The 23,579-nt window shown below is 57.8% G+C and carries 23 protein-coding genes; 18 read left to right on the top strand and 5 right to left on the bottom strand.

The window, feature by feature from the left end:
* Window positions 1-14 precede the first annotated feature (14 nt).
* From CLV83_RS21620 to CLV83_RS21585, 8 genes are all read left to right on the top strand, one after another.
* Window positions 15-362 carry a hypothetical protein gene (locus CLV83_RS21620; protein ID WP_243642474.1) on the top strand — a complete coding sequence of 116 codons (348 nt, stop codon included), beginning with the start codon at window positions 15-17 and terminating at the stop codon, window positions 360-362.
* Between the two features lie 49 nt (window positions 363-411).
* On the top strand, window positions 412-1,773 hold the full coding sequence (locus CLV83_RS21615; protein WP_132297827.1) for a DUF3422 family protein: 1,362 nt from the start codon (window positions 412-414) through the stop codon (window positions 1,771-1,773).
* Window positions 1,751-2,068, top strand: coding sequence for a BolA family protein (locus tag CLV83_RS21610; RefSeq protein WP_104001111.1), 318 nt, complete (start codon window positions 1,751-1,753; stop codon window positions 2,066-2,068). Before CLV83_RS21615 ends, CLV83_RS21610 begins: the two co-directional genes overlap by 23 nt.
* Window positions 2,069-2,116: 48 nt before the next feature.
* Window positions 2,117-2,677 (top strand): acyl-CoA thioesterase, encoded by a 561-nt coding sequence (locus tag CLV83_RS21605; protein ID WP_104001112.1) that lies wholly within the window; start codon window positions 2,117-2,119, stop codon window positions 2,675-2,677.
* 294 nt (window positions 2,678-2,971) lie between these two features.
* A complete protein-coding gene (locus tag CLV83_RS21600) occupies window positions 2,972-3,916 on the top strand; it encodes a MotA/TolQ/ExbB proton channel family protein (RefSeq protein WP_243642471.1) in 945 nt (314 codons plus the stop codon).
* Window positions 3,906-4,304, top strand: a complete 399-nt coding sequence (locus CLV83_RS21595; protein ID WP_165900375.1) for an ExbD/TolR family protein — start codon at window positions 3,906-3,908, stop codon at window positions 4,302-4,304. Before CLV83_RS21600 ends, CLV83_RS21595 begins: the two co-directional genes overlap by 11 nt.
* A complete protein-coding gene (locus CLV83_RS21590) occupies window positions 4,301-4,735 on the top strand; it encodes an ExbD/TolR family protein (RefSeq protein WP_132297821.1) in 435 nt (144 codons plus the stop codon). The genes CLV83_RS21595 and CLV83_RS21590 overlap by 4 nt, the downstream gene beginning before the upstream one ends.
* Complete coding sequence (locus CLV83_RS21585; protein ID WP_132297818.1) at window positions 4,732-5,571, top strand: energy transducer TonB; 840 nt, start codon at window positions 4,732-4,734, stop codon at window positions 5,569-5,571. Before CLV83_RS21590 ends, CLV83_RS21585 begins: the two co-directional genes overlap by 4 nt.
* Window positions 5,572-5,624: 53 nt before the next feature.
* Here the strand turns inward: CLV83_RS21585 and CLV83_RS21580 are convergent, their stop codons facing one another.
* The 5 genes from CLV83_RS21580 to CLV83_RS21560 all read right to left on the bottom strand — a co-directional run bounded on the left by CLV83_RS21580 (window position 5,625) and on the right by CLV83_RS21560 (window position 11,560).
* A complete protein-coding gene (locus tag CLV83_RS21580) occupies window positions 5,625-6,140 on the bottom strand; it encodes a hypothetical protein (protein WP_132297815.1) in 516 nt (171 codons plus the stop codon).
* 420 nt (window positions 6,141-6,560) lie between these two features.
* Window positions 6,561-7,070, bottom strand: a complete 510-nt coding sequence (locus CLV83_RS21575; protein WP_132297812.1) for a hypothetical protein — start codon at window positions 7,068-7,070, stop codon at window positions 6,561-6,563.
* Between the two features lie 120 nt (window positions 7,071-7,190).
* The gene (locus CLV83_RS21570) at window positions 7,191-7,946 is read right to left on the bottom strand and encodes a 3'-5' exonuclease (protein ID WP_132297809.1); all 756 of its coding nucleotides are present in this window, start codon (window positions 7,944-7,946) and stop codon (window positions 7,191-7,193) included.
* Between the two features lie 9 nt (window positions 7,947-7,955).
* Window positions 7,956-9,857: a DUF294 nucleotidyltransferase-like domain-containing protein gene (locus CLV83_RS21565; RefSeq protein WP_132297806.1), complete on the bottom strand. Its 1,902-nt coding sequence runs from the start codon at window positions 9,855-9,857 to the stop codon at window positions 7,956-7,958.
* 80 nt (window positions 9,858-9,937) lie between these two features.
* Window positions 9,938-11,560 (bottom strand): BCCT family transporter, encoded by a 1,623-nt coding sequence (locus tag CLV83_RS21560; RefSeq protein ID WP_132297803.1) that lies wholly within the window; start codon window positions 11,558-11,560, stop codon window positions 9,938-9,940.
* A gap of 341 nt (window positions 11,561-11,901) precedes the next feature.
* On the opposite strand from CLV83_RS21560, the gene CLV83_RS21555 reads away from it, so the two are divergent.
* The 10 genes from CLV83_RS21555 (at window position 11,902) to CLV83_RS21510 (ending at window position 23,518) form a co-directional block, all read left to right on the top strand.
* Complete coding sequence (locus CLV83_RS21555; RefSeq protein ID WP_132297800.1) at window positions 11,902-12,516, top strand: LysE family translocator; 615 nt, start codon at window positions 11,902-11,904, stop codon at window positions 12,514-12,516.
* 240 nt (window positions 12,517-12,756) lie between these two features.
* Window positions 12,757-14,106 carry an amidohydrolase family protein gene (locus tag CLV83_RS21550; RefSeq protein WP_132297797.1) on the top strand — a complete coding sequence of 450 codons (1,350 nt, stop codon included), beginning with the start codon at window positions 12,757-12,759 and terminating at the stop codon, window positions 14,104-14,106.
* Between the two features lie 30 nt (window positions 14,107-14,136).
* Complete coding sequence (locus CLV83_RS21545; protein ID WP_132297794.1) at window positions 14,137-15,087, top strand: isopenicillin N synthase family dioxygenase; 951 nt, start codon at window positions 14,137-14,139, stop codon at window positions 15,085-15,087.
* A gap of 61 nt (window positions 15,088-15,148) precedes the next feature.
* On the top strand, window positions 15,149-15,859 hold the full coding sequence (locus CLV83_RS21540; RefSeq protein WP_132297792.1) for a hypothetical protein: 711 nt from the start codon (window positions 15,149-15,151) through the stop codon (window positions 15,857-15,859).
* Between the two features lie 67 nt (window positions 15,860-15,926).
* Complete coding sequence (gene sfsA / locus CLV83_RS21535; protein ID WP_132297789.1) at window positions 15,927-16,649, top strand: DNA/RNA nuclease SfsA; 723 nt, start codon at window positions 15,927-15,929, stop codon at window positions 16,647-16,649.
* A gap of 241 nt (window positions 16,650-16,890) precedes the next feature.
* Window positions 16,891-18,171 (top strand): serine hydroxymethyltransferase, encoded by a 1,281-nt coding sequence (gene glyA / locus CLV83_RS21530; RefSeq protein WP_132297786.1) that lies wholly within the window; start codon window positions 16,891-16,893, stop codon window positions 18,169-18,171.
* A 107-nt stretch (window positions 18,172-18,278) separates the two neighbouring features.
* Entirely contained in the window at window positions 18,279-19,532 is a 1,254-nt protein-coding gene (locus CLV83_RS21525; RefSeq protein WP_132297783.1) for a sarcosine oxidase subunit beta family protein, read from the top strand.
* A gap of 10 nt (window positions 19,533-19,542) precedes the next feature.
* Window positions 19,543-19,830 carry a sarcosine oxidase subunit delta gene (locus CLV83_RS21520; protein WP_132297780.1) on the top strand — a complete coding sequence of 96 codons (288 nt, stop codon included), beginning with the start codon at window positions 19,543-19,545 and terminating at the stop codon, window positions 19,828-19,830.
* Between the two features lie 12 nt (window positions 19,831-19,842).
* Window positions 19,843-22,863, top strand: coding sequence for a sarcosine oxidase subunit alpha (locus tag CLV83_RS21515; protein ID WP_132297777.1), 3,021 nt, complete (start codon window positions 19,843-19,845; stop codon window positions 22,861-22,863).
* Window positions 22,856-23,518 (top strand): sarcosine oxidase subunit gamma, encoded by a 663-nt coding sequence (locus CLV83_RS21510; RefSeq protein WP_132297774.1) that lies wholly within the window; start codon window positions 22,856-22,858, stop codon window positions 23,516-23,518. The genes CLV83_RS21515 and CLV83_RS21510 overlap by 8 nt, the downstream gene beginning before the upstream one ends.
* Window positions 23,519-23,579 lie beyond the last annotated feature (61 nt).

The raw sequence follows: 23,579 nt of genomic DNA, 5'->3' as shown, positions 1-23,579 counted from the left end.
TAACGAGTGCCCCGATGACGATCAAGTTGCTGAACCGCTCCGCTTTGGTAGTACGCCCCAAACAGCCGCTGGCCGACTGGGCCGCGGAACAGGCGCCGGAAGAGAATCTCGACCTTGAGTCCCTGCGCCAGGAGGGCACTGTCTATCTGATCGATGAGGCGGAGCAGGAGAGTAGTTTCGCCGACGCGCTGGATGAAGGCTGGCGGGCGATTTTCGAAAACGAACTGGCCGCCTGGGATGAGTTTGGCGATCACTGGCCGGTTCTCGAACGCAGCCTGTTCGATCAGTGGTTCGAGGTGGAGCCGCAGATCCTGGCGTTCGACCTGTCGGAACAAGCTTTGCTCAGGGCAAACCTGGAATAAATCGCTAACCGGCTGCGAGGACCCGGCCGGCTGACGGAGAAGTAGATCTATGAAGGATGTGATCCAGCATCTCGAGACCCATCCGCTGCGCGATATGCTCTACGGTGAGCTGCATTCGCGTCCCTTTCAGGTTATTCCCAGCCCGGCGCGGGTGACTCACCTGGCGTTGCAGGTCGACGAAGCTCAGCGCGCCGAGCAGTTCCGTCACCTGCAGAAACTGCATGAGATCCTCGGATACGAGGTGCCTCAGGTTGAAACCCAGTGTTACGAGCAGACCTTCGGTAATCTGCGTATCCGCTGGGAAAAGCACCTGGAGTTCACCAGCTATACCTTTATCAATCTCGCGCCCCTGTCGCACCCGGACCCTTTTACCGAGCAGGGGATCAGCGAACTACCGTTCGGCTGGCTCGAGGGTTTGCCGGGCACCGTAGTGGCAGCCTTTCATGTGGCCATTGAAGACGCGCGTGAAAACCCTGAGCCAGAACCGAACGAGGTGAAGCCCTGGTTTGAGCAGATGCGTCTGGTCGGCTCGAGTCCGCAAAGCGGCGATGCCAGGGTTTGGACCGCGTTCCAGCTGCATTCCGACGGCTTTGGTCGTCTGCTGGTGTATAACAAGCGGATGAGTGACTCCCAGCTCGGTCGTCTGGTGCAGCGCCTGGTGGAGATCGAAACCTACCGTCTAATGACCCTGCTGGCGCTGCCGGAGGCGCGCAGAACCTCGCCCGCACTGGGTGATATGGATGCCAAGCTGGCAAACCTGACCGGCGTGCTGGCGGATAACCATCAGGTGGATGACAGTGCCGTGCTCTCTGAGCTCACGCAGATGGCAGCGCAGATCGAGGCGTTCCGGGCGCAGACCACCTTCCGCTTTACCGCGACCCGCGCCTATGCCGACCTGATCATCAGCCGTCTGGCCGAGCTGCGCGAGGATGAGGTATCCGGGCACCTGACGATCAACGAATTCCTCAGCCGTCGTCTGCTGCCTGCGGTGCGCACCTGTAACGCGGTCAGTGAGCGGCTGGATGATCTGTCGCGTCGTGTCGACCGGGTGTCCGACATGATGCGAACCCGTGTCGAGATGGCGATACAGCAGCAGAACAGGGAGCTGCTCAGCTCCATGGATCGTCGCTCCCGTATTCAGCTGATGATGCAGCATACGGTAGAGGGGCTGTCGGTGGCCGCGATCAGCTACTACCTGGTCGGGTTGGTAAAGTATTTGCTAGAAGCTATTTACGGCGCAGGCGTACCGTTCGATAAAAGCATCGCAACCGGTATGATGGTGCCCATAGTGCTGCTCGCCGTTTGGCTGGCGACGCGTCGCATTCATCACCACTTCCATGCGCTGGCCGAAGATGAGCTGGCGGAAGGCAATACAGGAAAGAAGCGCAATGAGCGTCGAAAACGAAATTGAAAAACGCCTGACCGACGGGCTGGAGCTGGTCGAGTACCGCCTGGAAAACGAGAGCCACATGCACTCGGGCGATCGCACCGACACCCATTTCAAACTGGTAGCGGTGAGCTCTGCGTTTGAGGGCAAGCGCCTCGTACAGAGGCACCAGCTGATTTACGGCCTGCTGTCGGACCTGATGCAGAACCCTATCCATGCCCTGGCCATGCATCTGCATACGCCGGCGGAGTGGGAGGCGCAGCAGGGTTTCGTACCGGCATCGCCGAACTGCATGGGCGGCTCCAAGGCTGACAAGTAAACATTTTTATAAAAGTACCCGTTCCAAGGCAGTAACAGGAGAGTACTCATGGCTGAACATGAATTTCGCCGCGTAAAGGAGTCCCAGACCACGCTCAAGGAGCTGATGGTGCCTCATTACGCCAACTTCGGTGGCAAGGTGCATGGCGGCGTTATTCTTTCGCTGATGGACAAGATCGCCTACACCTGCGCGGCTTCCCATGCGCGCGGCTACTGCGTCACCGCGTCTATCGACTCAGTGGATTTTCTTAACTCGGTGGAGGTTGGCGAGCTGCTGACGCTGCACGCCTCGGTGAACTACGTGGGGCGCTCCTCCATGGAGGTGGGCATCAAGGTGGTGTCTGAAGATTTCCATAACGGCATCGTCAAACCCACCAACACATCCTACTTCACCATGGTGGCGGTGGACGAAGAGACCCGTAAGCCCACGTCGGTGCCGGGTTTGGTGCTGGAGGATGATGTGGAGATCAAACGCTTTCTTGAAGGAATGATGCGACGCAAGTTCAAGCAGCATCACCGCGAGGAGATGCGACAGGCTCGCGCCGAACTGGATATCGAGCGGGAGCTGCCCAAGCTGGATGGCCAGAACTGCAAACTGTCCCGTTCCTGATTTAATCGCCTCTTCAGACGGCTGACCCGATCTGCCTCTCCTCAAGCGGCGCTACCGAACCCCGGTAGCGCCGCTTTTCGTTAAGGGTTCGGTGTTCATCAGGCGCGCCGCCCCCGTCGCAATCAAGCACCGTGGTATCGAATCACCCGGCTTACCGGTCTCAATCGTCGCGAGATTTAGCTTTGTTGAATCATTTTCAACAATCGGTTGTTAAATTTTATAATGCAAATAAGATTAGTTATCATTAGTATTAGTGTAATGAGTTTCTGCCGATTAGTGTAAAGGGGGTTTAACATGAGTACGGAAGCTGCAGCAGTGGCTGAAACTGAAGAGATGTCGGCGACGGCAGGTCAGGCGCCGGTCAATGAGTCCGTTGAAGCAACGGGCGGTGCTGAAAGTGCCTCAGCCGAAAACGCAGGAACCGAGAGTGCAGTCGCTACAGATGGCGCAAATACAGATGCCCCGGCCGGCGTTGATGGTGCTGACGCCTCTGCGCTTCCTGCCGATGCGGCGGGCGCGCTGCCGGTGGATCCCTCTGCGGACCTCGCCGCGGCTATGCCGGCCGAGCCGATGAGCCTGGCCGACCAGGCGGTGGACTTCCTCGTCGTCGGTGGGCCGGTGGTCTGGATTCTCTGCGCGTTCTCCGTGGTTGCGCTTGCCATCGTTTTGATGAAACTTTGGCAGTTTGCCGTGATGCGTCCCGAGGGCACCAAAGATATTGATCAGTCCCTCGAGCTCTGGGCCGTGGGTGATCGTAAAGGCGCCATGCGCGCTCTGAAGCAGCAGCGTCCGGTGGCGGGCCTGGTTGGCCTGGCAATGAAGGGTGTTGAAGCGGGGCAGGAGCTGAGTCTGCTGCGTGAAGAGTTGAGCCGTGTAGCAACCCAGCGTCTCGGTCAGATGCGCGCTTTTCTGCGCCCGCTTGAGGTGATCGCCACGTTGAGTCCGCTGCTGGGTCTGCTCGGTACGGTGCTGGGTATGATCGTTGCGTTCAAACAGATGGAAGCGGCTGGCAGCCAGGTTGACCCGTCCGTGCTGTCTGGTGGCATCTGGCAGGCGCTGCTGACCACTGCGGTCGGTCTCGCGGTGGCTATTCCGGTTATGACCATTCATAACTGGCTGGATCGCAAGGTCGAGCGCGTTGCTGTGCTGATGAACGACTCGGTCACCCGTGTCTTTACCAGCGGTATCTCAAAGGAGCATGAAGCGGTGGAGCGCGAGGTTTTCCGCAATGCTGCTTGATGTAGGTACAAACCGAAAACCTGCGAAGATCAGCCTGACCCCGCTGATCGACGTGGTCTTTATCCTGCTGCTGTTCTTTATGCTGACCTCCAGCTTTATGCAGTGGCGGCAGATGGATCTGCCGATACCGACCGCCAGCGACAAGCCGGCGGAAGAATCTGAAGTGATTACGGTACGTCTCCTCAGTAACGGCGGCGATGTCCGTATTGAGGATAATACGTTCAATATTCTCGCCAACGGTGTCCCTGCGGAGCTGATGGGCGATGCCGAACCCCTGATCGCCATCGAGGCGGAAGAGGGTGTTTCCACTCAGGCACTGGTACAGCTGGTTGATAAGCTGCGCCTGGCAGGAGCGGAAAAGGTATCCCTCGCGGGAGTACTGCAATGATCACAGATCACGGTGCCAGTAAACGTTCCAGTGGTGATGATGACAACATGATCCCGCTGATCAATGTCGTCTTTCTGATGTTGATCTTCTTTATGATCGCCGGGCAGATCTCAAAATCAGATCCGCTTGAAACGACTCCGCCGGAGTCGGTCAATGATCAGAGACTGACCGACAACGAGTCGATTGACCTGCTGGTGTCTTCCGATGGGCAGATGTATATCGGTGATCAGCCGGTCACCGAGGATCAGCTTACCGAGCAGCTGAGCCAGCGTGTCGATGCGGCAGCGGATGTTAATCAGCTCACTGTCAGGATTAAGGTGGATGCAGATCTGCCGGTAACCGAGCTGAAGCCGCTTCTGTCCAAGGTAAGGGAAGCGGGTCTGGTTAAGGCGTCCTTGATTACTCGCCTGCGCACGGAGGAGTCGTCATGAATCTCAGTGGCAGACATTGGGTGGGTGCTCTTGCGGTCGCTGTGTTTCTCCATGCCGGCGTGTTTGCGGTGGTGATGGCGAAAGATAGCGAGCCCGAAGGTGCCCAGGACTTGGGTGAAAACGGTATCGAGATCGACCTCGGGATGATGGGGGATGTTGGCGACGCGGCCGAAGCCAAGGAAGAGGCTGCACCTGAGCCTGCAGAAGAGGTTGTTGAGCCTGAACCTGAACCCGAGCCGGTAGAGCCCCCACCGGAACCTGAGCCAGAGCCCGAACCGGAGCCTGTGGTAGAGGAGGCGCCCCCACCGCCTCCGCCGAAGCAGGAAGCGGTTGTTGAGGTGAAGAAGGAGCCTAAACCTGAACCACCTAAACCCAAGCCGGAACCTGAACCCGAGCCTGAACCGGTAGAACCGCCGAAAGAACCGGTTAAAAAGCAGGCAGAGGCGAGCACTAACGCCGCCAAGGTGGCGGATGAGAAGAGCGAGGCGCAGAGCAAGCAAAGCACCGGTAGTGCCAATGCCCAGACCCAAGGCGGCTCGCCCGCCGCTAGACAGACCTGGTTTTCGCAGGTGGCAGCGCATCTGGCGCGGCACAAGCGTTATCCGAGTTCTGCCCGTCGTCGCGGCCAGGAAGGTGTTGCCAAGCTCTCGTTCGTTGTTGACCGCAATGGTCAGGTGCTGGAGTTCAAACTGGTGGGTAGCTCAGGGTATCGTTCATTGGATGAAGCGGTGATCCGGATGCTTAAGCAGGCGGAGCCTCTGCCCAAGTTTCCTGCAGAGATGACGCAGGATTCGCTGAGTATTACGGTACCGGTGCAGTTCGCGATTCAGTCCTGATCTTTTGCAGCCAGCGTGAGCTCACTTCCACATATCCCCCTGCGCCCTGTGGCTCAGGGGGATATGTCGTTTATGGCGGAGAAAAAATAGTTTCTTTGCTGGCACTGGCTCAGACGTTGAAGGTCTTCCTGCAGAGCTGTCTTGATAGTCGCTGGAATGTTTTCAAGACGGTTGGCTGTTACCGACTGAAAGGGGTGCTGTACCAGGTAGTTGTGATTGCCTGGCAGTGGCAGGATATAGGTCAGGTTATCCGATCTGCGGGCCACGTAGAACAGGCCGTCCAGACCGGACTCCTGCTCATCGGGCATCTCTATCCAGCCGTAAAGGCAGCCCTGAACCGGCGGGCTACCTGCGGCGGTGGGTTCAAAGATATCGCTGGGGTCTGCACCGTCCATGAGCCTTTCGATCTGCTGCGAAAACTCAGGGTCCGGTTCGGGGTCGTCAGCCTCGGCGGTTGTGGTGTTGCCGTAGGGTGAAGGGGCGATCCCATCGATCAGGGCGCTAAGGCCGTAGAAGGCGGCTACGCTGATGCCTGTGGTGGTCAGAATAGTGCGGATAAAAGGGATCATGTGCTGGTCATCCCTGACTTGGCTGTCATTTGGTTAAGACAGATCGACCCGCTCGGTGAGCAAGGTCGAAGCAGCGCATCCTTACGGTACTTCTATCCAATAGCAACTCGGCTGTGAGTTGATTTCAGTTTAGATTATTAAAGTCTGATATTAAAAAATCTGCAAATCAGGCAAGGCTTCCAGGCACTGGTGGCTGAATGGTCCGCTGGTTGAAGCGACGGCGGTGGCGGAAGGCTGGAGATGGATGGAAAGTCAAAGTCGCGCCAAAGTGCCAGAGGCTGGGTCTGTAAAATGACTGGGGTTGATTGTTCTGCGCTGCAATCGAGGCCTGATCGCCAGGCGGAGCGAGCCTCGTCGAGCACACGGATTTTCTATTCAGTGTTGCTTTAGCTGTTCTGGTGCATCACTGGTGTGGGCGGCTCAAGGAGATGCTTCGTTGATGGAGTAAAGATAGAAACTTCGCTCTTTACACTTCTCCAGCTGGTTGAAATCCCTTTGTAACGCCAGTTTGGCATGAGCGGGAATCGCTGAGTGCTGCGTCGCCGTAACAGCCTGCAGAGGCCCCTGTACCAGGTAGGTGTCGCTAGGCTCGAGCGTCTGGATGTAGGTCATCCCGTTGGAACGGTGGGCCAGATATAAACGATCATGCAGCAGGGTTCGATTGTCCTCGGGCATCTGTATTCTGCCGTGAAGGCAGTCCTGATAACCACCGGCGGCGGTGGGCTCGAAGATGTCGCTGGGGTCGGCGCCAGCGATCAGCTGTTCCAGTTGATCCTCAAGCTCGTCGGACTGGCTGGTTTTCTCTGTCGAGGCGGATTCGCTTGAGGCGGAAAATTCAGGTGATAGGTCGTTGAGCATACTGTCCAGGATATAGAACCCGGCAGTACTGATAACCGCGGTGATGAGCAGGTTTTTGAATAGAATGTTCATGCTTAACGTCGTCCTTGACTTAAAGCCGTCACAAATTACAGACAGGTTAGTTGATCCAGTCTGCAGGGTCAAAGTATCGCATCCCTGCGATACCTTTATCTCTATTACATCATTAAAACCTTAACTCCACAGATCGGCAACCGGGGAGGTCTTGGAAAAGCGGGTCGCGACCTGGGCCTGCAGCAGCTCTGCGCTGGCAAGGGCGTCGGTCAGTGCGTCATGGGGGCGGTAGTGGGGCAGGTGATAGCGGGCTCGACTATCCGCCAGGCGAATCGATACCTTTTCGCGGCCAAAAAGCTTGTCGATAAAACCGGGAGGCTTGCGACGATGAAGTCGAGCCTCCAGTTCCAGCGTGTCGATCACCGGGAATTCGATCCCCTCACCGATGCGTCTTTTAAGCGCTGCATTGAGGAAGTTACGCTCAATGCCCTTATGGTGTACCACGATCACCTGTCCGGCCATCACCTCAAGCAGTTCTTCCAGAATACGCTTAAGGTCAGGCGCAGCCTCCACCTCCGAATGGGTGATGCCATGGATCACCACAGATTCCTCGCGCAGGTCGGTGCGCGGCTTGAGGATCCAGTGTCTGGCATCGCGCAGGCGGATACGGTGCAGATTCATGGAGACCAGGCCGATGCTGACGATATCATCACGGCTGGCATCGATACCGGTGGTTTCGAAGTCCATGGCGATCATCGGCACCTGTTCGATAGGTGTATCTGCTGCCACGGCGCCGGCTTCGTAGTAGGCCTTTAACTGAGGATGGCGGGTGCGGCTGGCCAGCTCCTCAAAGCGTTTTGCCCAGTCCAGGCGGTCGCCTTTGCCGGTGGAGCCGCTCTCCTCACTTTTTACATCCTCTTTACCGATGTAGAACATGACCTGTCCTCAGTTCACTCGTCCCGGTTGATAACGGTATTTCAGGAATTTTTGCGCGTTACTCAGGATCTGAAAAGCGTCCTTGAGGTTTTTACGTTCGAAATCAGAGAGGTTTTCCGGCTCTATCCGGTTGTCCGGGTCGTTGCCGGCTTCAAGATCCAGTGCCTGATGGCGGATACGAACTGTGGAGATGAACTCCAGCGCGTCACGCAGGTCCTGCCCACGCCCATGGGGCAGTATATCGGCGTTGATAATATCCTTAAGGCGCTCAAAAGAGTTTCGCGATTTTGAGCCCACCGCCAGGGAGTGTACGCGGATCAGGTCGGCCAGCGGTGCTGTGCCGCGGCGCTTCATATCGATCGACTGGGTATGCTGACCCGAAGGCTCCATCACGAAATCCTTGAAGAACCCCAGAGGCGGTGTGCGCAGTAGCGCGTTGCGGGCCATGCAGGCGAGGAAAATCGAGTTGTGACGGGTTTTGCGGTTGATCAGTCGGTTGAGTCGATCCGCCCATTCGGTTTTCCCCCATACGCCGTCAAGATCGAAGAAAATCGAGCTGTTGAGCAGGCTTTTCGGGGTCGGTTTGTCGATCCATTCGGTAAAGTATTGCTCCCATACCCGCAAAGGCTTACGCCAGGTGCGGTTGGTGGCCATGATATCGCCCTTGCAGTAGGTATATCCGCAGGCGGCCAGGCCATCAGAGACAAACTCCGCCAGTTTCAGGAAGTAAGCGTCATGTTTGTCCGGATCGAAGCTGTTATCCAGGATCATGGCGTTGTCCTGGTCGGAAACGATCAGCTGCTCCTGACGGGCCATGGAACCCAGGGCGAGGAAGCAGTAGGGCACCGGTGGTGGGCCCAGTTTCTCTTCGCCAAGCTCCAGCAGGCGCTGCTTGAAACTACGGCCGATTACGGCCATGGCGCTGCCGATCATGCGTGAGTTGGCGTCCTCTCGAACCATGCGGGTGAAGCAGGCGCGGACTTCACTGACCAGCCCCTTGAGCTCCTCAACCGTCTGGGCGCGGAAGATGCTGCTGACCACGAACAAGCTGTTTTGTGATTCGTAACGGATGATATCGGACAGGGCGATAACGCCGATCGGTTGCTGGTGCTTGAGCACCGGCAGGTGATGCACGTTGTATCTGAGCATCGCCAACATCGCTTCGAACACCAGCTGGCTGTGTTCCACATGGATCAGGTCGGTGGTCATGATATCGGTGACCGGGGTGTCGTAGCTTAATCCTTTGGCCAGCAATCGGTTGCGCAGGTCACGGTCGGTGATCAGGCCGGCCATTACCGGGTGGGTAGGGGAGTCGGCATCATCCGGATGTCCGGGAGCGTCGGTATGGTGAAGGATCAGCAGCGAGGATACACCCTCTTCGCTCATTCGCTTGGCCGCTTCGTGGGCGGTCGCCCGCGTATCGAGCATGATCGCCTCGCGGGTGACCAGTACGTTGATCTCGGAGGTCATCAGCTCATTGGCGTCCTCCTTGCGGGCAACGGTCTGGCGCAGGCGGGTACGGTCCTCCACCTCGACAAAGTCGGCGAACAGTTCGTTCTCTTCGAACAGCTCGGTAAAGGTTTCTTCAGGAATCAGGTAGATCAGAGTGTCTTCCAGCGCGACGGCCGGGAAACGCGTGCGTTTGTGGCGCAGTAGCGCGAACTCACCAAAAAATCCGCCTTCGCTGAGCCGGTTGTAAAGATCACCATTGCGTCGATAGATCTCAACAGCGCCGCTGCGGATCACATAGAGTGACTCGGTCAGCTGCCCGAACTCCAGGATCTGGGTTCCAGACTTGAAATAACTGATCTCAACCTCGGTAGCGACCTTTGCCAATGTCTCTTCCGAGAGTGTCGCAAACGGCTGGTGGCGGCGCAGAAAGTCGATTATTTCCAGATGTTCAGCCTGCATGTTCTTACCTGATAAGCAGCAGTGGAATTAAAAAAGGGCGGATAGTCGTCACTATCCGCCCCGTTTCACTCAGCCTGGTTTCAAGCCTGAGTGCGTGGCTCGTCCGCCAGCCCCTTGATCACCGACGCTGTTGCTATCAGCAGCACGATGGTGAACGGGAAGCCGGTGGATACGGCCATGGCCTGCAGTGCGACCAGTCCACCACCGAGAATCAGGGCGATAGCCACCAGACCCTCGAAAGTACACCAGAACACTCGCTGCGGGGTCGGTGAATCCACCTTGCCGCCAGCCGAGATCACGTCAATGACCAGTGAGCCGGAGTCGGAGGAGGTCACGAAGAACACCACGACCAGCACGATGGCGATGAACGAGGTGATCTGAGACATCGGCAGCGCGTCCAGCATGGTGAACAGCTGGAGCGACAGTTCAGCATCAGCTACGGCAGTGTAGCCGTCGTTGACGTACTGGCTGATGGCGGTGCCACCGAACACGGTCATCCAGAGGACACAGGCCACGGACGGGATGATCAGTACGCAGGTGATGAACTCACGGACACTACGGCCACGGGATACACGTGCGATGAACATGCCGACGAACGGTGACCAGGAGATCCACCATGCCCAGTAGAACGCGGTCCAGCCGGAAGCGAAGTTGGAGTCTTCGCGGCCTACCGGGTTGGCCAGAGCGGGCAGGTGCTCAAGGTAAGACAGCAGGTTATGGAAGAAACCGGTGGCGATCGCCAGCGTCGGTCCGACAACAATAACGAAGACCAGCAGCAGAACCGCCAGAATCATATTGATCTCGGACAGACGCTTAACGCCAGCCTCCAGACCTGCCAGAACCGATACCATCGCGATAGCGGTAATACCGATAACCAGAAGGATCTGAGTGGTTTCGCCCATCGGGATGCCGAACAGGTAGTTCAGACCCGAAGCCGCCTGTGATGCACCCAGACCCAGCGACGTAGCCAGGCCAAAGAGGGTCGCCAGCACTGCCAGGATATCGATGATATGACCCGGCCAGCCCCACACGCGTTCACCCAGCAGCGGGTAGAATACGGAGCGCATGGTCAGCGGCAGCCCCTTGTTGAACGAGAACAGCGCCAGGCCCAGTGCCAGAATCGCGTAGATCGCCCAGGGGTGCAGTGCCCAGTGGTAGATGGTCGCAGCCATGCCGAGCTCGGCGGCAAGAGCAGCGTTACCTTCCGCATCACCTACAGCACCACCCAGCGGCGCCCAATCGCTACCAGAGAAAGAGGTAGAGAAGTGGGTCAGCGGCTCGGAGACGCCATAGAACATCAGGCCGATACCCATACCTGCAGCGAACAGCATGGAGAACCAGCCGCCGTAGGAGTAGTCGGGAGTAGCCTCAGTACCGCCCAGGCGTACTTTGCCCAGGGGAGAAAACGCGATGATCAGGCAGGCAATAACGAAAATATTACCGGCTCCGATGAAGAACCAGTCCAGGTTGGAGGTCAGCCAGCCGCGAAGGCCGCTGAACATCGGTTCTACCTGGTTCTGGAAAGCGAGGGTGAGAAATACGAAGGCAATGATAGCCAGGCCTGAGATGGCGAATACCCGGTTATGGATATCCAGACCAAAGGGGCCTACATTAACAACGATGTTGTCCTGGCCGACTTGGTAGTCGGTATCGTAAGGATTGACCTCCCCGTCGGGAATCATCGGATCTTTCGAATCCGTCATAGCGACTCTCTCCTTAAGATTGCTTCTGGCTGTTTTTTTGTGTCCAAGCTCGAAACGGTTGGCCGATACCCGGTTTGGGATCTTTTCGACCCTGGATCGTGCAGAATACGGTCGGTAGTATCCCGGTCGAGCGCTGATGACGCAACCCGTGCCCGAAAAGGGTCACGATGTTTAAGTCTGTGAGATTGTGGGGTTTTTCTATCCTTGAAGGTCATCGGCAGGTGGTGCTTCTCGCTAGGGAACACAGTTCTAGCATAGACGAGAGTTGGCTTTTGTCGCCTCTATCTACGACATATACTGTCCGCCTCGCGCCACAAAATTGTCATGTATTAGGGTGAAGTATGAGTTTGGCGAGTGCGCTGAGTTTTCTGTTGGCTATTTTTATCTTCGGTATTACGCCGGGGCCCGGTGTTTTTGCGCTTATCGCGCGGGCCTTGCAGCGCGGTAGCTGGAGTTGCCTCCCGCTCGCTCTGGGTATGATTCTCAGTGATGTGGTTTATCTGGTTCTGGCCTGTCTGGGGCTGGCGGCCCTGGCAACTCACTGGAGTGAAGTGTTTACGGTGATCCGCTTGGCCGGTGCCGCCTACCTCTGTTACCTGGGGTGGAAAATGTGGACCGCTCCGGTAGCCCCTGTTTCCGATGAAAAGCCGGATCGTCGTGACGCGCTGCACGCTTTCACCCAGGGGTTTCTGATCTCTGCATCAAACCCCAAGGTGATTCTGTTTTACATCGCTTTTCTACCCACCTTTATGGATGTCACCGCGCTCTCCGGTGAGGGCATAGTGTTGGCATCGGTGCTGACCCTGGTCGGCCTTCTGTCAGGACTGATGCTTATCGCGGCAACAGCCGCCCAGGCCCGCCGCTATCTGCGCTCGCCGCGCGCCGCGCGTGGCCTGAACCGGGTTTCCGGCTCTGTTATGGCTCTGGCGGGTCTTTATCTGGCTAGTCGCCATTAACAATGGTCTGTTAGCGGTGCGTGTGCCGCTCTGAGATGGTGCGTATTTCGTCGGGCAGCGATCTGTGCCGCGTCCAAAGCCCCAGCCTCGCTGATAATTTCGTGATTTGCGTTGTGGTCAGGTTTTTGCTGTCAGGTTGTCGTTGCGCCCGGCTGTAAAACCTGTCTGTTTGGACAGATACGTTTCCCGCTGGCACTCTTAACTGTTTTTATTGCCCGTATTCTGTGAGGTCTGGCACCCATGAACAGGTTTGCGATCACCAATGTGGCGATCTTTACCGTAAATCCGGATGACCGGGTGATCGCCAATGGTACGGTGATCGTGGAGGAGGGGTGCATAGCCGCAGTGGGCCATCGTTCGGAGATCGAACTGCCTGCGGACCTGCCTCGTGTTGACTGCAATGGGCGCCGTGCGCTGTTGCCGGGTTTGGTGGATAGTCACAGCCATTCAAGCCTGATGCGGGGTATTTCGGAGAATATGCAGCTGATGGAGTGGCTACCCTATTACCAGCGCGAGTTTCGGGCGCTGACTCCGGATGACGCCTATCACGCGGCACGAGTTTCCTACCTGGAAGCGCTGAAGAATGGCACTACCTGCGTGATGGATATGTACCGTTTTATGGATCGTTGCGCCGAGGCGGGGCGTGAGATCGGGCTTAGAGTGAACCTGGCGCCCTATGTGGCGGATATGCCGGGTCTCGATTTTTTCGCCACGCTGGAAGAAAACCGCCGCCTTATCGATAGCCATCATGGCGCGAACAACGGCCGTATCCAGGTCTGGATGGGACTGGAGCATCTGTTTTACTGCTCGCCGGACGCCTATGCCCACGCACTTGCCTGCGCCCGGGAGTTCGGTCTGAAGATCCATACCCACGCCTGCGAGCAGAAAGAGGAGGAGGCCGCCGTTACCCGCCACTTTGGCAGCCGCTCCATCGCCATGCTCGATCAGTACGGCGTTCTCGGCGAAAACACCCTGCTGGCGCACTGTGTTTGGCTTAACGATGACGAGATCAAACTGCTGGCCGACAGAGGCACCCGGGTGGCGCACTGCCCGGTCAGTAACGCCAAGCTCGCCAGTGGTGTGGCGCGTGTGCCAGAGATGCTTAAGGCGGGTATCCGTGTTGGCCTGGGCACCGATGGCAATGTCTGCAACAACAGTCTGGATCTGTTTGAGGAGATGAAGTTCGCCTCGCTGATCCAGAAGGCCACCCGACTTGATCCGGTCGCCATGCCGGCCGCCCAGATGCTGCGGATGGCTACATTGGGCGGCGCCGAGGTGCTGGGGCTGGACGATCAGATCGGCTCCATCGAGGTGGGTAAGCGCGCCGATATGATCCTGCTTGATATCGGTCAGCCCAATTTGACGCCCTACTGTCTGGATGAGCAGGGCGGTAATCTGCTCTGGAACCTGGTGTTTTCCGCCCGTGGCAGCAACGTCACTGATGTCTGGGTGGATGGCGAACGGCTGATCAGTGAGGGTGAGCCGACCCGTGTCAGTCAGAGTCTGATTGTCAGCCAGGCCCAGATTACCGCGCATTCACTGATTGCCCGTTGCGATGCATTGCCTACCCAGCCCTCTGTTATCAATTGAATCTAACGAACACTGATTAAAGGTATTTTTGTGGACTCACTGCCGATTATTTCGCTGGCCAGACTGAACAGCCAGGATCCTGCTGAGCGCCAGATGGTCGCCGATGAACTGGGCCGCGCCTGCCGTGAAGTGGGCTTTTTCTATGTCATAGATCACGGTATTCCGCAGGCGGTGGTCGACCGGGTGTTCAGCGATGCGCGCCGTTTCTTCGATCTGCCGCTGGCACAGAAAGAAGCGCTGTCGATCAAGCGTTCGGCCCACAACCGCGGCTATGTGGCGATGGCAGATGAACAGCTGAACCCCGCGGCAGGCGCCGATATGAAGGAGGCGTTCAACATCGGTGTGGAGCTGGCGCCGGATCATCCCGACCTGCTGGCCGACAAACCCTTCCGCGGTCCCAACTTCTGGCCGGAAATGCCGGACTGGCGCGAGCAGATGCTGGAATACTTCGATGCCTGTGTGGAGCTCGGTCGGTTGATCCATCGCGGCCTGAGCCTGGATCTGGGCGTTGATGAGCATTTCTTCGCCAGGCATCTGGCCAATCCGCTGGCAACGTTGAGAATGCTGCGTTACCCAGCCAGTGCCGATGCGGTCAAACGTGATGATGGCGGCGCCGGTGCCCATACCGATTACGGCAATATCACTATTCTCGCCACCGATGGCGTGGCCGGGCTTGAGGTGTCTACCCGCGATGGCGACTGGATTCAGGCGCCGAGTATTGCCGGAGCCTTCGTCTGCAATATTGGTGACTGCCTGATGCGCTGGAGCAACGATACCTACGTTTCAACGCCGCATCGGGTGCGTCCGCCGGAAAGTGAGCGCTACTCCGTGGCTTTCTTTATGGAAGCGGACCCCGACTCTATCGTTGATCCTCGCGAACTGCGTCCGGATGAGGAACCCAAGTATGAAGCGGTGCGCTTTGTCGATTACCTGACCGGCCGCCTGAACGCGACCTACGGTTTTCGCGCCGAGAAGGAGTGAGCCTGGCGCTCTTTTTGCTTCGTGAGTCTTCCAAGAAGATTTATGAGCAAGGAGTAGCTTAATGGCGATCTCATCAGTTCAAGGCTATGCCCCGGTGTCCGGGGCTTATGGCTCAATGCTGGGCATCTCGGCAGGTTCGATGGAAGGAGAGCGGGCGGCAATGGCTGGCCGTTCGGCGGCATCTGTCGACCGGGTGCAGCTGTCAGTCGAAGCACAGCAGCTATCGCGTTCCGAGTCGGTTTACAGCATGGAAACCGCTGCGGGAAAACGTGAAGTCGACCTCGACAGCTATTTTTCTCCCGCCGGTGAGGTGACCGATCTGGATAGCCAGCTCGGCAGCCTGTTAATGCCTAACCCGGCTAACCTGAGGGCGTTGCAGGATCATATCTCCAAGGTATTCCCCGATTTTCTGAGTGCCAATGGCATTCCCGAGGCGCCGCAGACTATCCGTTACGATGATTCTGGGCAGCTGCAGCTACCCGACGATTACCCCTATGCCGATCAGTTAACGGCGGCGCTGGACGAGAATCCTGCCATGGCCAGGGAGTTACACACCGCAGCGGGCCTCGCCTCTCACGTAGCAGCGCTGCAATCCCTGGAGCCTTTCAACGAGGAAGCTGCTCGGGCACAATCCCAGGCCGAAATGGACGCACTGGTCGATAAATACAGTTATCTCTTTGGCGCCGATCGCAGCTATCCGTCGATTGCGCTGCACTTTAGCGGCGAAGGAGCGCTGAGTATCAAGGCTGACGGAGAGTCGATGCTGGCCTGAGGTCAGAATAAGCTCTTTTTAAACCTGGACCAGGCGTTTTCTTTAGTTCGCCGATCTGGAAAATCCGATGCAGTTCAATCCGCCGCTGGAACGCGTGACTTTGTTGCGTCGTTATAAACGTTTTATGGCCGATGTGCGCCGCCAGGATGGCAGCGAAATCACCGTTCACTGCCCCAATACCGGTTCCATGAAAAACTGCGTCCTGCCCGGTATGGAGCAGGCGGCGTTGATCTCTGATAGTGGCAACCCCAAGCGTAAATACCGGCATACGCTGGAAGCGGTGCAGGTGGCGCATGGCCATTGGGCTGGCGTGAATACCGCGCGTACCAATGCGTTGGTTGAGGAGGCGGTGCGCGCCGCCCTGATCCCCGAGCTTGATCCATGCAGCGGCGTGGAGCGAGAGGTGAAGTGTGGCGACAGCCGCTTTGACCTGGCGCTGGGCGACCGCAGCGACCCGCATACCTTTATCGAGGTGAAAAACGTCACGCTTGGTCCTGGGCCCGATGATGAGGATGATGGCGTTATCGCCTTTCCCGACTCGGTGACCGAGCGTGGCCAGAAGCATCTGCAGACGCTGATGCAGGTGGTTGAGTCGGGGAAAAGGGCGGTGCTGTTGTTCTGTGTGCAGCACACAGGGGCGAGTGCAGCGCGTCCGGCCGATGAAATTGACCGCCGTTACGGAGAACTGCTGCGTGAGGCCAAACAGAGTGGCGTTGAGATAATTGCCTGGCAGGTGAGTCTGCAACCCGACGAGTTTGTGCTGGTGCGCGATCTTCCGATATTACTTTGACAGGGTTGCAGATTTGTTTCTGCGCCCTTTCCTGTCGCATACAAACATACGCCCCGATTCTCTCTACCTCCCGCGATTCTTGAGCTGCAGCGAATTTGCAAAGATTCATCTTTTTTGTCGCAAATCGACATTGCCGGGACGTTGATAAACATCAGACTCCACAACACCGCCTATAACATCGCCTTTAAGTTGGACATTCCCTTTTCGGCATTGCTGGCCATAGGTTGCAGGAGAATAAAAGATGTTTTCAAAGAGTGATGAAATTCAGGGTTTCGATGATGCCCTTTGGGCGTCCATTCAGCGTGAAGCTGTGCGCCAGGAAGAGCATATCGAACTGATTGCTTCTGAAAACTACACAAGCCCGCGTGTTATGCAGGCCCAGGGCAGTGTCCTGACCAACAAATACGCCGAAGGTTACCCGGCCAAGCGTTACTACGGTGGCTGCGAATACGTCGACGAAGTTGAGCAGATGGCGATCGATCGTGCCTGCGAACTGTTCGGCGCTGATTACGCTAACGTTCAGCCGCACTCAGGTTCCCAGGCTAACGCCGCTGTTTACATGGCTCTGTGCGAGCCGGGCGACACCGTTCTGGGTATGAGCCTGGCACACGGCGGTCACCTGACTCACGGTGCCCACGTTAACTTCTCCGGTAAGATCTACAACGCCGTGCAGTACGGTCTGAACGAAGAAACCGGCGAAATCGATTACGCTCAGGTTGAAGCCCTGGCGGTGGAGCACAAGCCGAAGATGATCGTCGCTGGCTTCTCCGCTTACTCCCGTGTCGTTGACTGGGCCAAGTTCCGCGAGATCGCTGACAAGGTTGGTGCTTACCTGTTCGTCGACATGGCTCACGTTGCTGGCCTGGTCGCTGCTGGCCTGTACCCGAACCCGCTGCCGTTCGCAGACGTGGTGACCACGACTACTCACAAAACCCTGCGCGGTCCGCGTGGTGGTCTGATTCTGTGCAAATCCACTCCCCACACTGAAGGGAAAGATCTCGAGAAGAAGCTAAACTCAGCTGTGTTCCCGGGTGGCCAGGGTGGCCCGCTGATGCACGTAATCGCCGCCAAGGCCGTTGCGTTCAAGGAAGCGCTGGATCCGGCTTTCACCGAATACCAGACTCAGGTTGTTAAAAACGCCCAGACCATGGCTGACGTGTTCATCGAGCGCGGCTTCGACGTGGTATCCGGCGGTACCGACAACCACCTGTTCCTGCTGAGCCTGATCAAACAGGGTCTGACCGGCAAGGCTGCTGATGCTGCCCTGGGTCGTGCGAACATCACCGTGAACAAGAACGCGGTACCGAATGACCCGCAGTCACCGTTCGTGACTTCCGGTCTGCGTATCGGTTCTCCGGTTATCACTACTCGTGGTTTCAAGGAAACCCACTGCCGTAGTCTGGCTGGTTGGATCGCTGACATCCTCGACGTGCTGAACGACGAAGAGAAGCTGGAAGCGAAGATCACCGAGGTTAAAGCGCAGGTCCTGGACCTCTGTGCAGATTACCCCGTCTACCGCTGATCACTTTGAGGGCTGAGCGGGCCCGACCGGGTCCGCCCAGCGCTCGAAGCGCTCTGAAAGTTAGTTAAAAAATGCCGCAAATGCGGCGCAGGTGTGGAGCTGACGTTATGCAGCGTTATTCTGGATTTGGACTGCTAAAGCACAGTCTGAGCTATCACGAAAACTGGCAGCGGGTATGGCGCAACCCGACGCCAAAGAAAAAGTATGACGTCATCATCATTGGTGCGGGTGGTCACGGCCTCGCGACCGCTTACTACCTGGCTAAAGAGCACGGTATTACCAATGTCGCAGTGTTGGAAAAAGGTCACCTGGGTGGCGGTAACATCTGCCGTAACACCACCATCGTGCGTTCCAACTACCTGTGGGATGAATCCGCTGCCCTGTACGAACACTCTATGAAGTTGTGGGAAGGCCTGTCTCAGGAACTGAACTACAACCAGATGTTCTCTCAGCGCGGTGTTTACCACACCTGCCACACCCTGGGCGATCTGCGTACCAACGAACGTCTGGTCTACGCTAACCGTCTGCAGGGCGTCGACAACGAAATGGTTTACGCCGATCAGCTGCAGAAAGAGATTCCTGCGCTGGATTGCTCCAAAGACGCTCGCTATCCGGTTCTCGGTGCTTCCGTACAGCGTCGCGGCGGTAACGCCCGTCACGATGCGGTGGCCTGGGGCTACGCCCGTGCGGCTGACGCGCTTGGCGTTGACCTGATCCAGAACTGCGAAGTGGTCGACATGGAAATCAACGACGGCAAAATCACCGGCGTTAAGACCAAGCAGTACGGCGTGATCAAGGCTGACCGCGTGGGCTGTGTCACCGCCGGTAACTCCGGTGTGATGGCGAAAATGGCTGGCTTCAAGCTGCCGGTGGAATCCCACCCGCTGCAGGCGCTGGTTTCCGAGCCGATCAAACCGTTCCTGGATACCGTTGTGATGTCTAACCACGTACACGGTTACATGAGCCAGTCCGACAAGGGTGACCTGGTTATCGGTGCCGGTATCGATGGTTGGGTCGGTTACGGCCAGCGCGGTTCCTACGGCATCATCGAACACACTATCCAGGCGATCGTCGAGCTGTTCCCGCTGACCAGCCGCGTCCGCATGAACCGCCAGTGGGGCGGTATCGTCGACGCGTGCCCGGATGCGAGCCCGATCCTGTCCGAGACCCCGGTCAAGAACCTGTTCTTCAACTGCGGTTGGGGTACTGGCGGCTTCAAGGGGACTCCGGGTTCCGGCAACGTGTTCGCGCACACTCTGGCGCACGGCAAGGCGCATCCGCTGGCAGAACCGTTCTCCATTAACCGATTCAACACCGGCGCACTGATCGACGAACATGGCGCCGCTGGCGTTGCTCACTGAGGACTGACAAATGTTGCATATCTATTGTCCGCACTGCCAAGAGCTGCGCGAAGAGGAAGAGTTTCACTGCTCCGGTGAGGCGCACATTGCTCGCCCGCTGGACCCGGATAACTGCACCGATGCGGAGTGGGGTGAATACATCTTCTTCCGTAAGAACCCGCGCGGTATCCAGCACGAGATGTGGTACCACACCACCGGTTGCCGCAAGTTCTTCAATGTGACCCGTGATACTCAGACCTATGAGATCAAAGAGGTCTACAAGATTGGTGAGCAGCCCAAAGTGGTTGCTGAAGGTTAAGGAGCGGAGAAAATGAGCCAGAAAAATCGCCTCCAGTCAGGAGGCCGCGTCGACCGTTCCAAGGCGTTGACCTTTACCTACAACGGTCGTCAGTACAAGGGTTACCAGGGTGACAGCGTCGCATCTGCGCTGCTGGCCAACGGTGTCGATATCGTTGCACGCAGCTTCAAGTACAGCCGTCCCCGCGGTATCGTCGCTGCCGGTGCTGAAGAGCCCAACGCAGTACTGCAGCTGGGCGCTACCGAAGCGACTCAGGTGCCTAACGTTCGTGCTACCCAGCAGGAGCTCTACAACGGTCTGGTGTGCAGCGCTACCAACGGCTGGCCGAGCGTTGAATCCGACTGGATGGGCATGATGGGTAAACTCGGCGGCAAGATGATGCCTCCGGGGTTCTACTACAAGACCTTCATGTTCCCGCAGTCCATGTGGCCGACTTACGAGAAGTTTATCCGCCAGGCTGCAGGTCTCGGTCGTGCGCCGAAAGAGCGTGACCAGGACGAATACGACATCATGAACCAGCACTGCGACCTGATGGTTGTAGGTGCAGGTCCTGCCGGCCTGATGGCGGCCCTGACTGCTGCGCGCAGCGGTGCCCGTGTCATCATCGCCGACGAGCAGAGCGAATTCGGTGGACACCTGCTGTCCAGCCGCGAGCGCATCGAAGGCAAGCCGGCCGCTGACTGGGTTGCGGGTATCGTCGCTGAATTGGCCAAGATGCCGGAAGTCACCATGCTGCCGCGTTCCGTCGTGAACGGCTACCATGACCACAACTTCCTGACCATCAACGAGAACCGTACCGACTATATGTCCGACAAGGCTCCGGAAGGTCAGGTTCGTCAGCGTATGCACCGCGTTCGCGCGCACTGGGTTGTGCTGGCTACCGGCGCCCACGAGCGCCCGCTGGTATTCGGTAACAACGATGTACCGGGTTGCATGGTTGCATCTGCTGTATCTACGTACATCAACCGTTATGGAGTCGTACCGGGCAACAAGCTGGTACTGATGACCACCAACGACAATGCGTACCAGACCGCTCTGGACTGGGCCGACGCAGGTCGTGAAGTTGTCGCCGTGGTTGATACCCGTTCCAACCCGCAGGGCGAGCGCGTCGAAGCGGTTCGCAAGCGTGGCATCAAGGTCCTTACCGGCAGCGGTGTAATCGATGTCCAGGGCAAGAAGCGTGTCAGCGGCGTTAGCGTTGCGGGCCTCGACGCCAAAGGCGAGAAGGTCACCGGCAATGTACAGCATCTGAGCTGCGACACCGTGGCAAGCTCTGGTGGCTGGAGCCCGGTTGTGCACCTGTCCTGCCACGCCGGCGTGCGTCCGGTCTGGAGCGACGAAGCGATCGGTTTCGTACCGGGTCCGAGCGTACAGAACCAGCTGATCGCCGGTGGCATCAGCGGTACCTACGCACTGGACAAGGTCCTGGCTGAAGGTGCGAAAGCCGGTCAGGAAGCAGCAGCCAAGCTGGGCCTGCAGGCGGCTGAAGTCGCTCTGCCGAACGTGCGTAAGGTCAGCGAAGGCAAGCCGATGGCGCTGTACCACATCCCGCACACCAAGCCGACTTCGCGTGCGCCGAAGCAGTTCGTTGACTACCAGAACGACGTAACCGCTGCCGGTATCGAGCTGGCAACCCGCGAAGGCTTTGAGTCTATCGAGCACGTCAAGCGTTACACCGCGATGGGCTTCGGTACCGACCAGGGCAAGCTGGGTAACATCAACGGTATGGCTATCACCGCTGCGGTGCTGGGCAAGTCGATTCCGGAAACCGGTACTACCGTGTTCCGTCCGAACTACACCCCGATCGCCTTTGGTGCCATCGCTGGCCGTAACTGCGGCCCGCTGTTCGAGCCGAAGCGTTTCACTGCGATGCACAAGTGGCACGTGGAAAACGGCGCCGAGTGGGAAGATGTAGGCCAGTGGAAGCGTCCCTGGTACTACCCGAAACAAGGCGAAACCATGCAGCAGGCACTGGATCGCGAATGCCTGGCTACCCGTGAAAGCGTGGGTATCCTCGACGCGTCCACCCTGGGCAAGATCGATATTCAGGGTAAGGATGCGCGCGAATTCCTCGGTCGCGTCTACACTAACGCTTGGGCCAAGCTGGCGGTCGGCAAGTGCCGTTACGGTCTGATGTGTGGCGAAGATGGCATGGTATTCGACGACGGTGTGACCTCATGCCTGGGCGAGAACCACTTTGTCATGACCACCACCTCTGGCGGTGCGGCGCATGTTATGGAATGGCTGGAGCTCTATCATCAGACCGAATGGCCTGAGATGGAAGTTTACTTCACCAGCGTGACCGACCACTGGGCGACCATGACCATCTCCGGTCCGAACAGCCGTAAACTGCTGTCCGAACTCTGTGATGACATCGACCTGGATAAAGACAGCTTCAAGTTCATGGATTGGCGTGAAGGCACCGTGGCTGGCGTTCCGGCTCGCGTGTTCCGAATCTCCTTTACCGGTGAACTCTCTTACGAGATCAACGTCCAGGCTAACTACGGTCTGCACGTTTGGGAGAAACTGTTCGAGCACGGCGCCAAGTACAACCTGACGCCGTACGGTACTGAAACCATGCACATCCTGCGTGCAGAGAAGGGCTTCATCATCGCCGGTCAGGATACTGACGGCTCCATGACCCCGATCGACCTTGGCATGAGCTGGTGTGTATCCAACAACAAACCGTTCAGCTACATCGGTAAGCGCGGTATGGCACGTGAAGACTGCGTCCGCGACCACCGTAAGCAGATGGTGGGTCTGAAAACCAAGGATCCTAAGGTTGTGCTGCCGGAAGGTGCACAGGCTGTTGCTGATACCAAGCAGCCGATCCCGATGGACCTGCTCGGTCACGTCAGCTCCAGCTACTGGAGTGCGACTCTGAACCGTAGCATTGCGCTGGGCTTCATCAAAGGCGGTCACGACCGCATGGGTGAAACCGTTTACTACCCGCTGGCCGATGGCCGCGTGATCGAAGCTGAAATCTGCAGCCCGATCTTCCTCGATCCGAAAGGGGAGCGTCAGAATGTCTGAAGCAACTGCACCTGAAAAAGAAGTCACCAACGTGGCTGTGATGAACCAGCTGCCGAGCGGCGATATCCGCGCCGAGTCTCCGCTGCATCACGCTGAACTGGACAAGCTGGCTGCGCGTAACCCGCGCGCCGGCGGTGTCATCCTGCGCGAACTCAAGCTGCTGGGTCACCTGACCCTGCGCGGTTCCCAGGACAACCAGAGCTTCATGGACGGCTGCGCGGCAGTATTTGGTATTGCCCTGCCGACCAAGCCACTGACCTCCGTCGAGAAGGGCAGTGTGTCCATTCGCTGGATGAGCCCGGACGAATGGCTGGTGGTTGTACCCGGCGACCAGGCGTTTGAGATCGAGCGCAGCCTGCGTGCAGCGATCGAAGGCCACTTCCAGGTGGTTAACGGCAGCGGCGGTCAGACCCTGATCGAGCTGTCCGGCCCGAACGCGGTCGACGTGCTGAAGAAGAGCACCGTGCTGGATCTACACCCGAGCCAGTTCCCGGTGGGTAAGGTTGCCGGTTCTGTATTCGCCAAGGCGACTGCCGTGGTGCGTCGCAGCGGCGAAGACACCTGGGAGCTGGTAGTACGTCGCAGCTTTGCGGACTACATCTGGCTCTGGCTGCAGGATGCCAGCCGTGAATACGGTCTGGTGGTTAAAGCCTGATCCGTTTTTTAGGAGTGCCGCGCTGATTCCGCCAGACCAGCCGGCACCCTTTTTTCTGTTG

Origin of the sequence: Marinobacterium mangrovicola (assembly GCF_004339595.1) — a bacterium.
GTDB lineage: Bacteria > Pseudomonadota > Gammaproteobacteria > Pseudomonadales > Balneatricaceae > Marinobacterium_D > Marinobacterium_D mangrovicola.
This window is presented reverse-complemented; position numbering and strand designations above follow the sequence as displayed.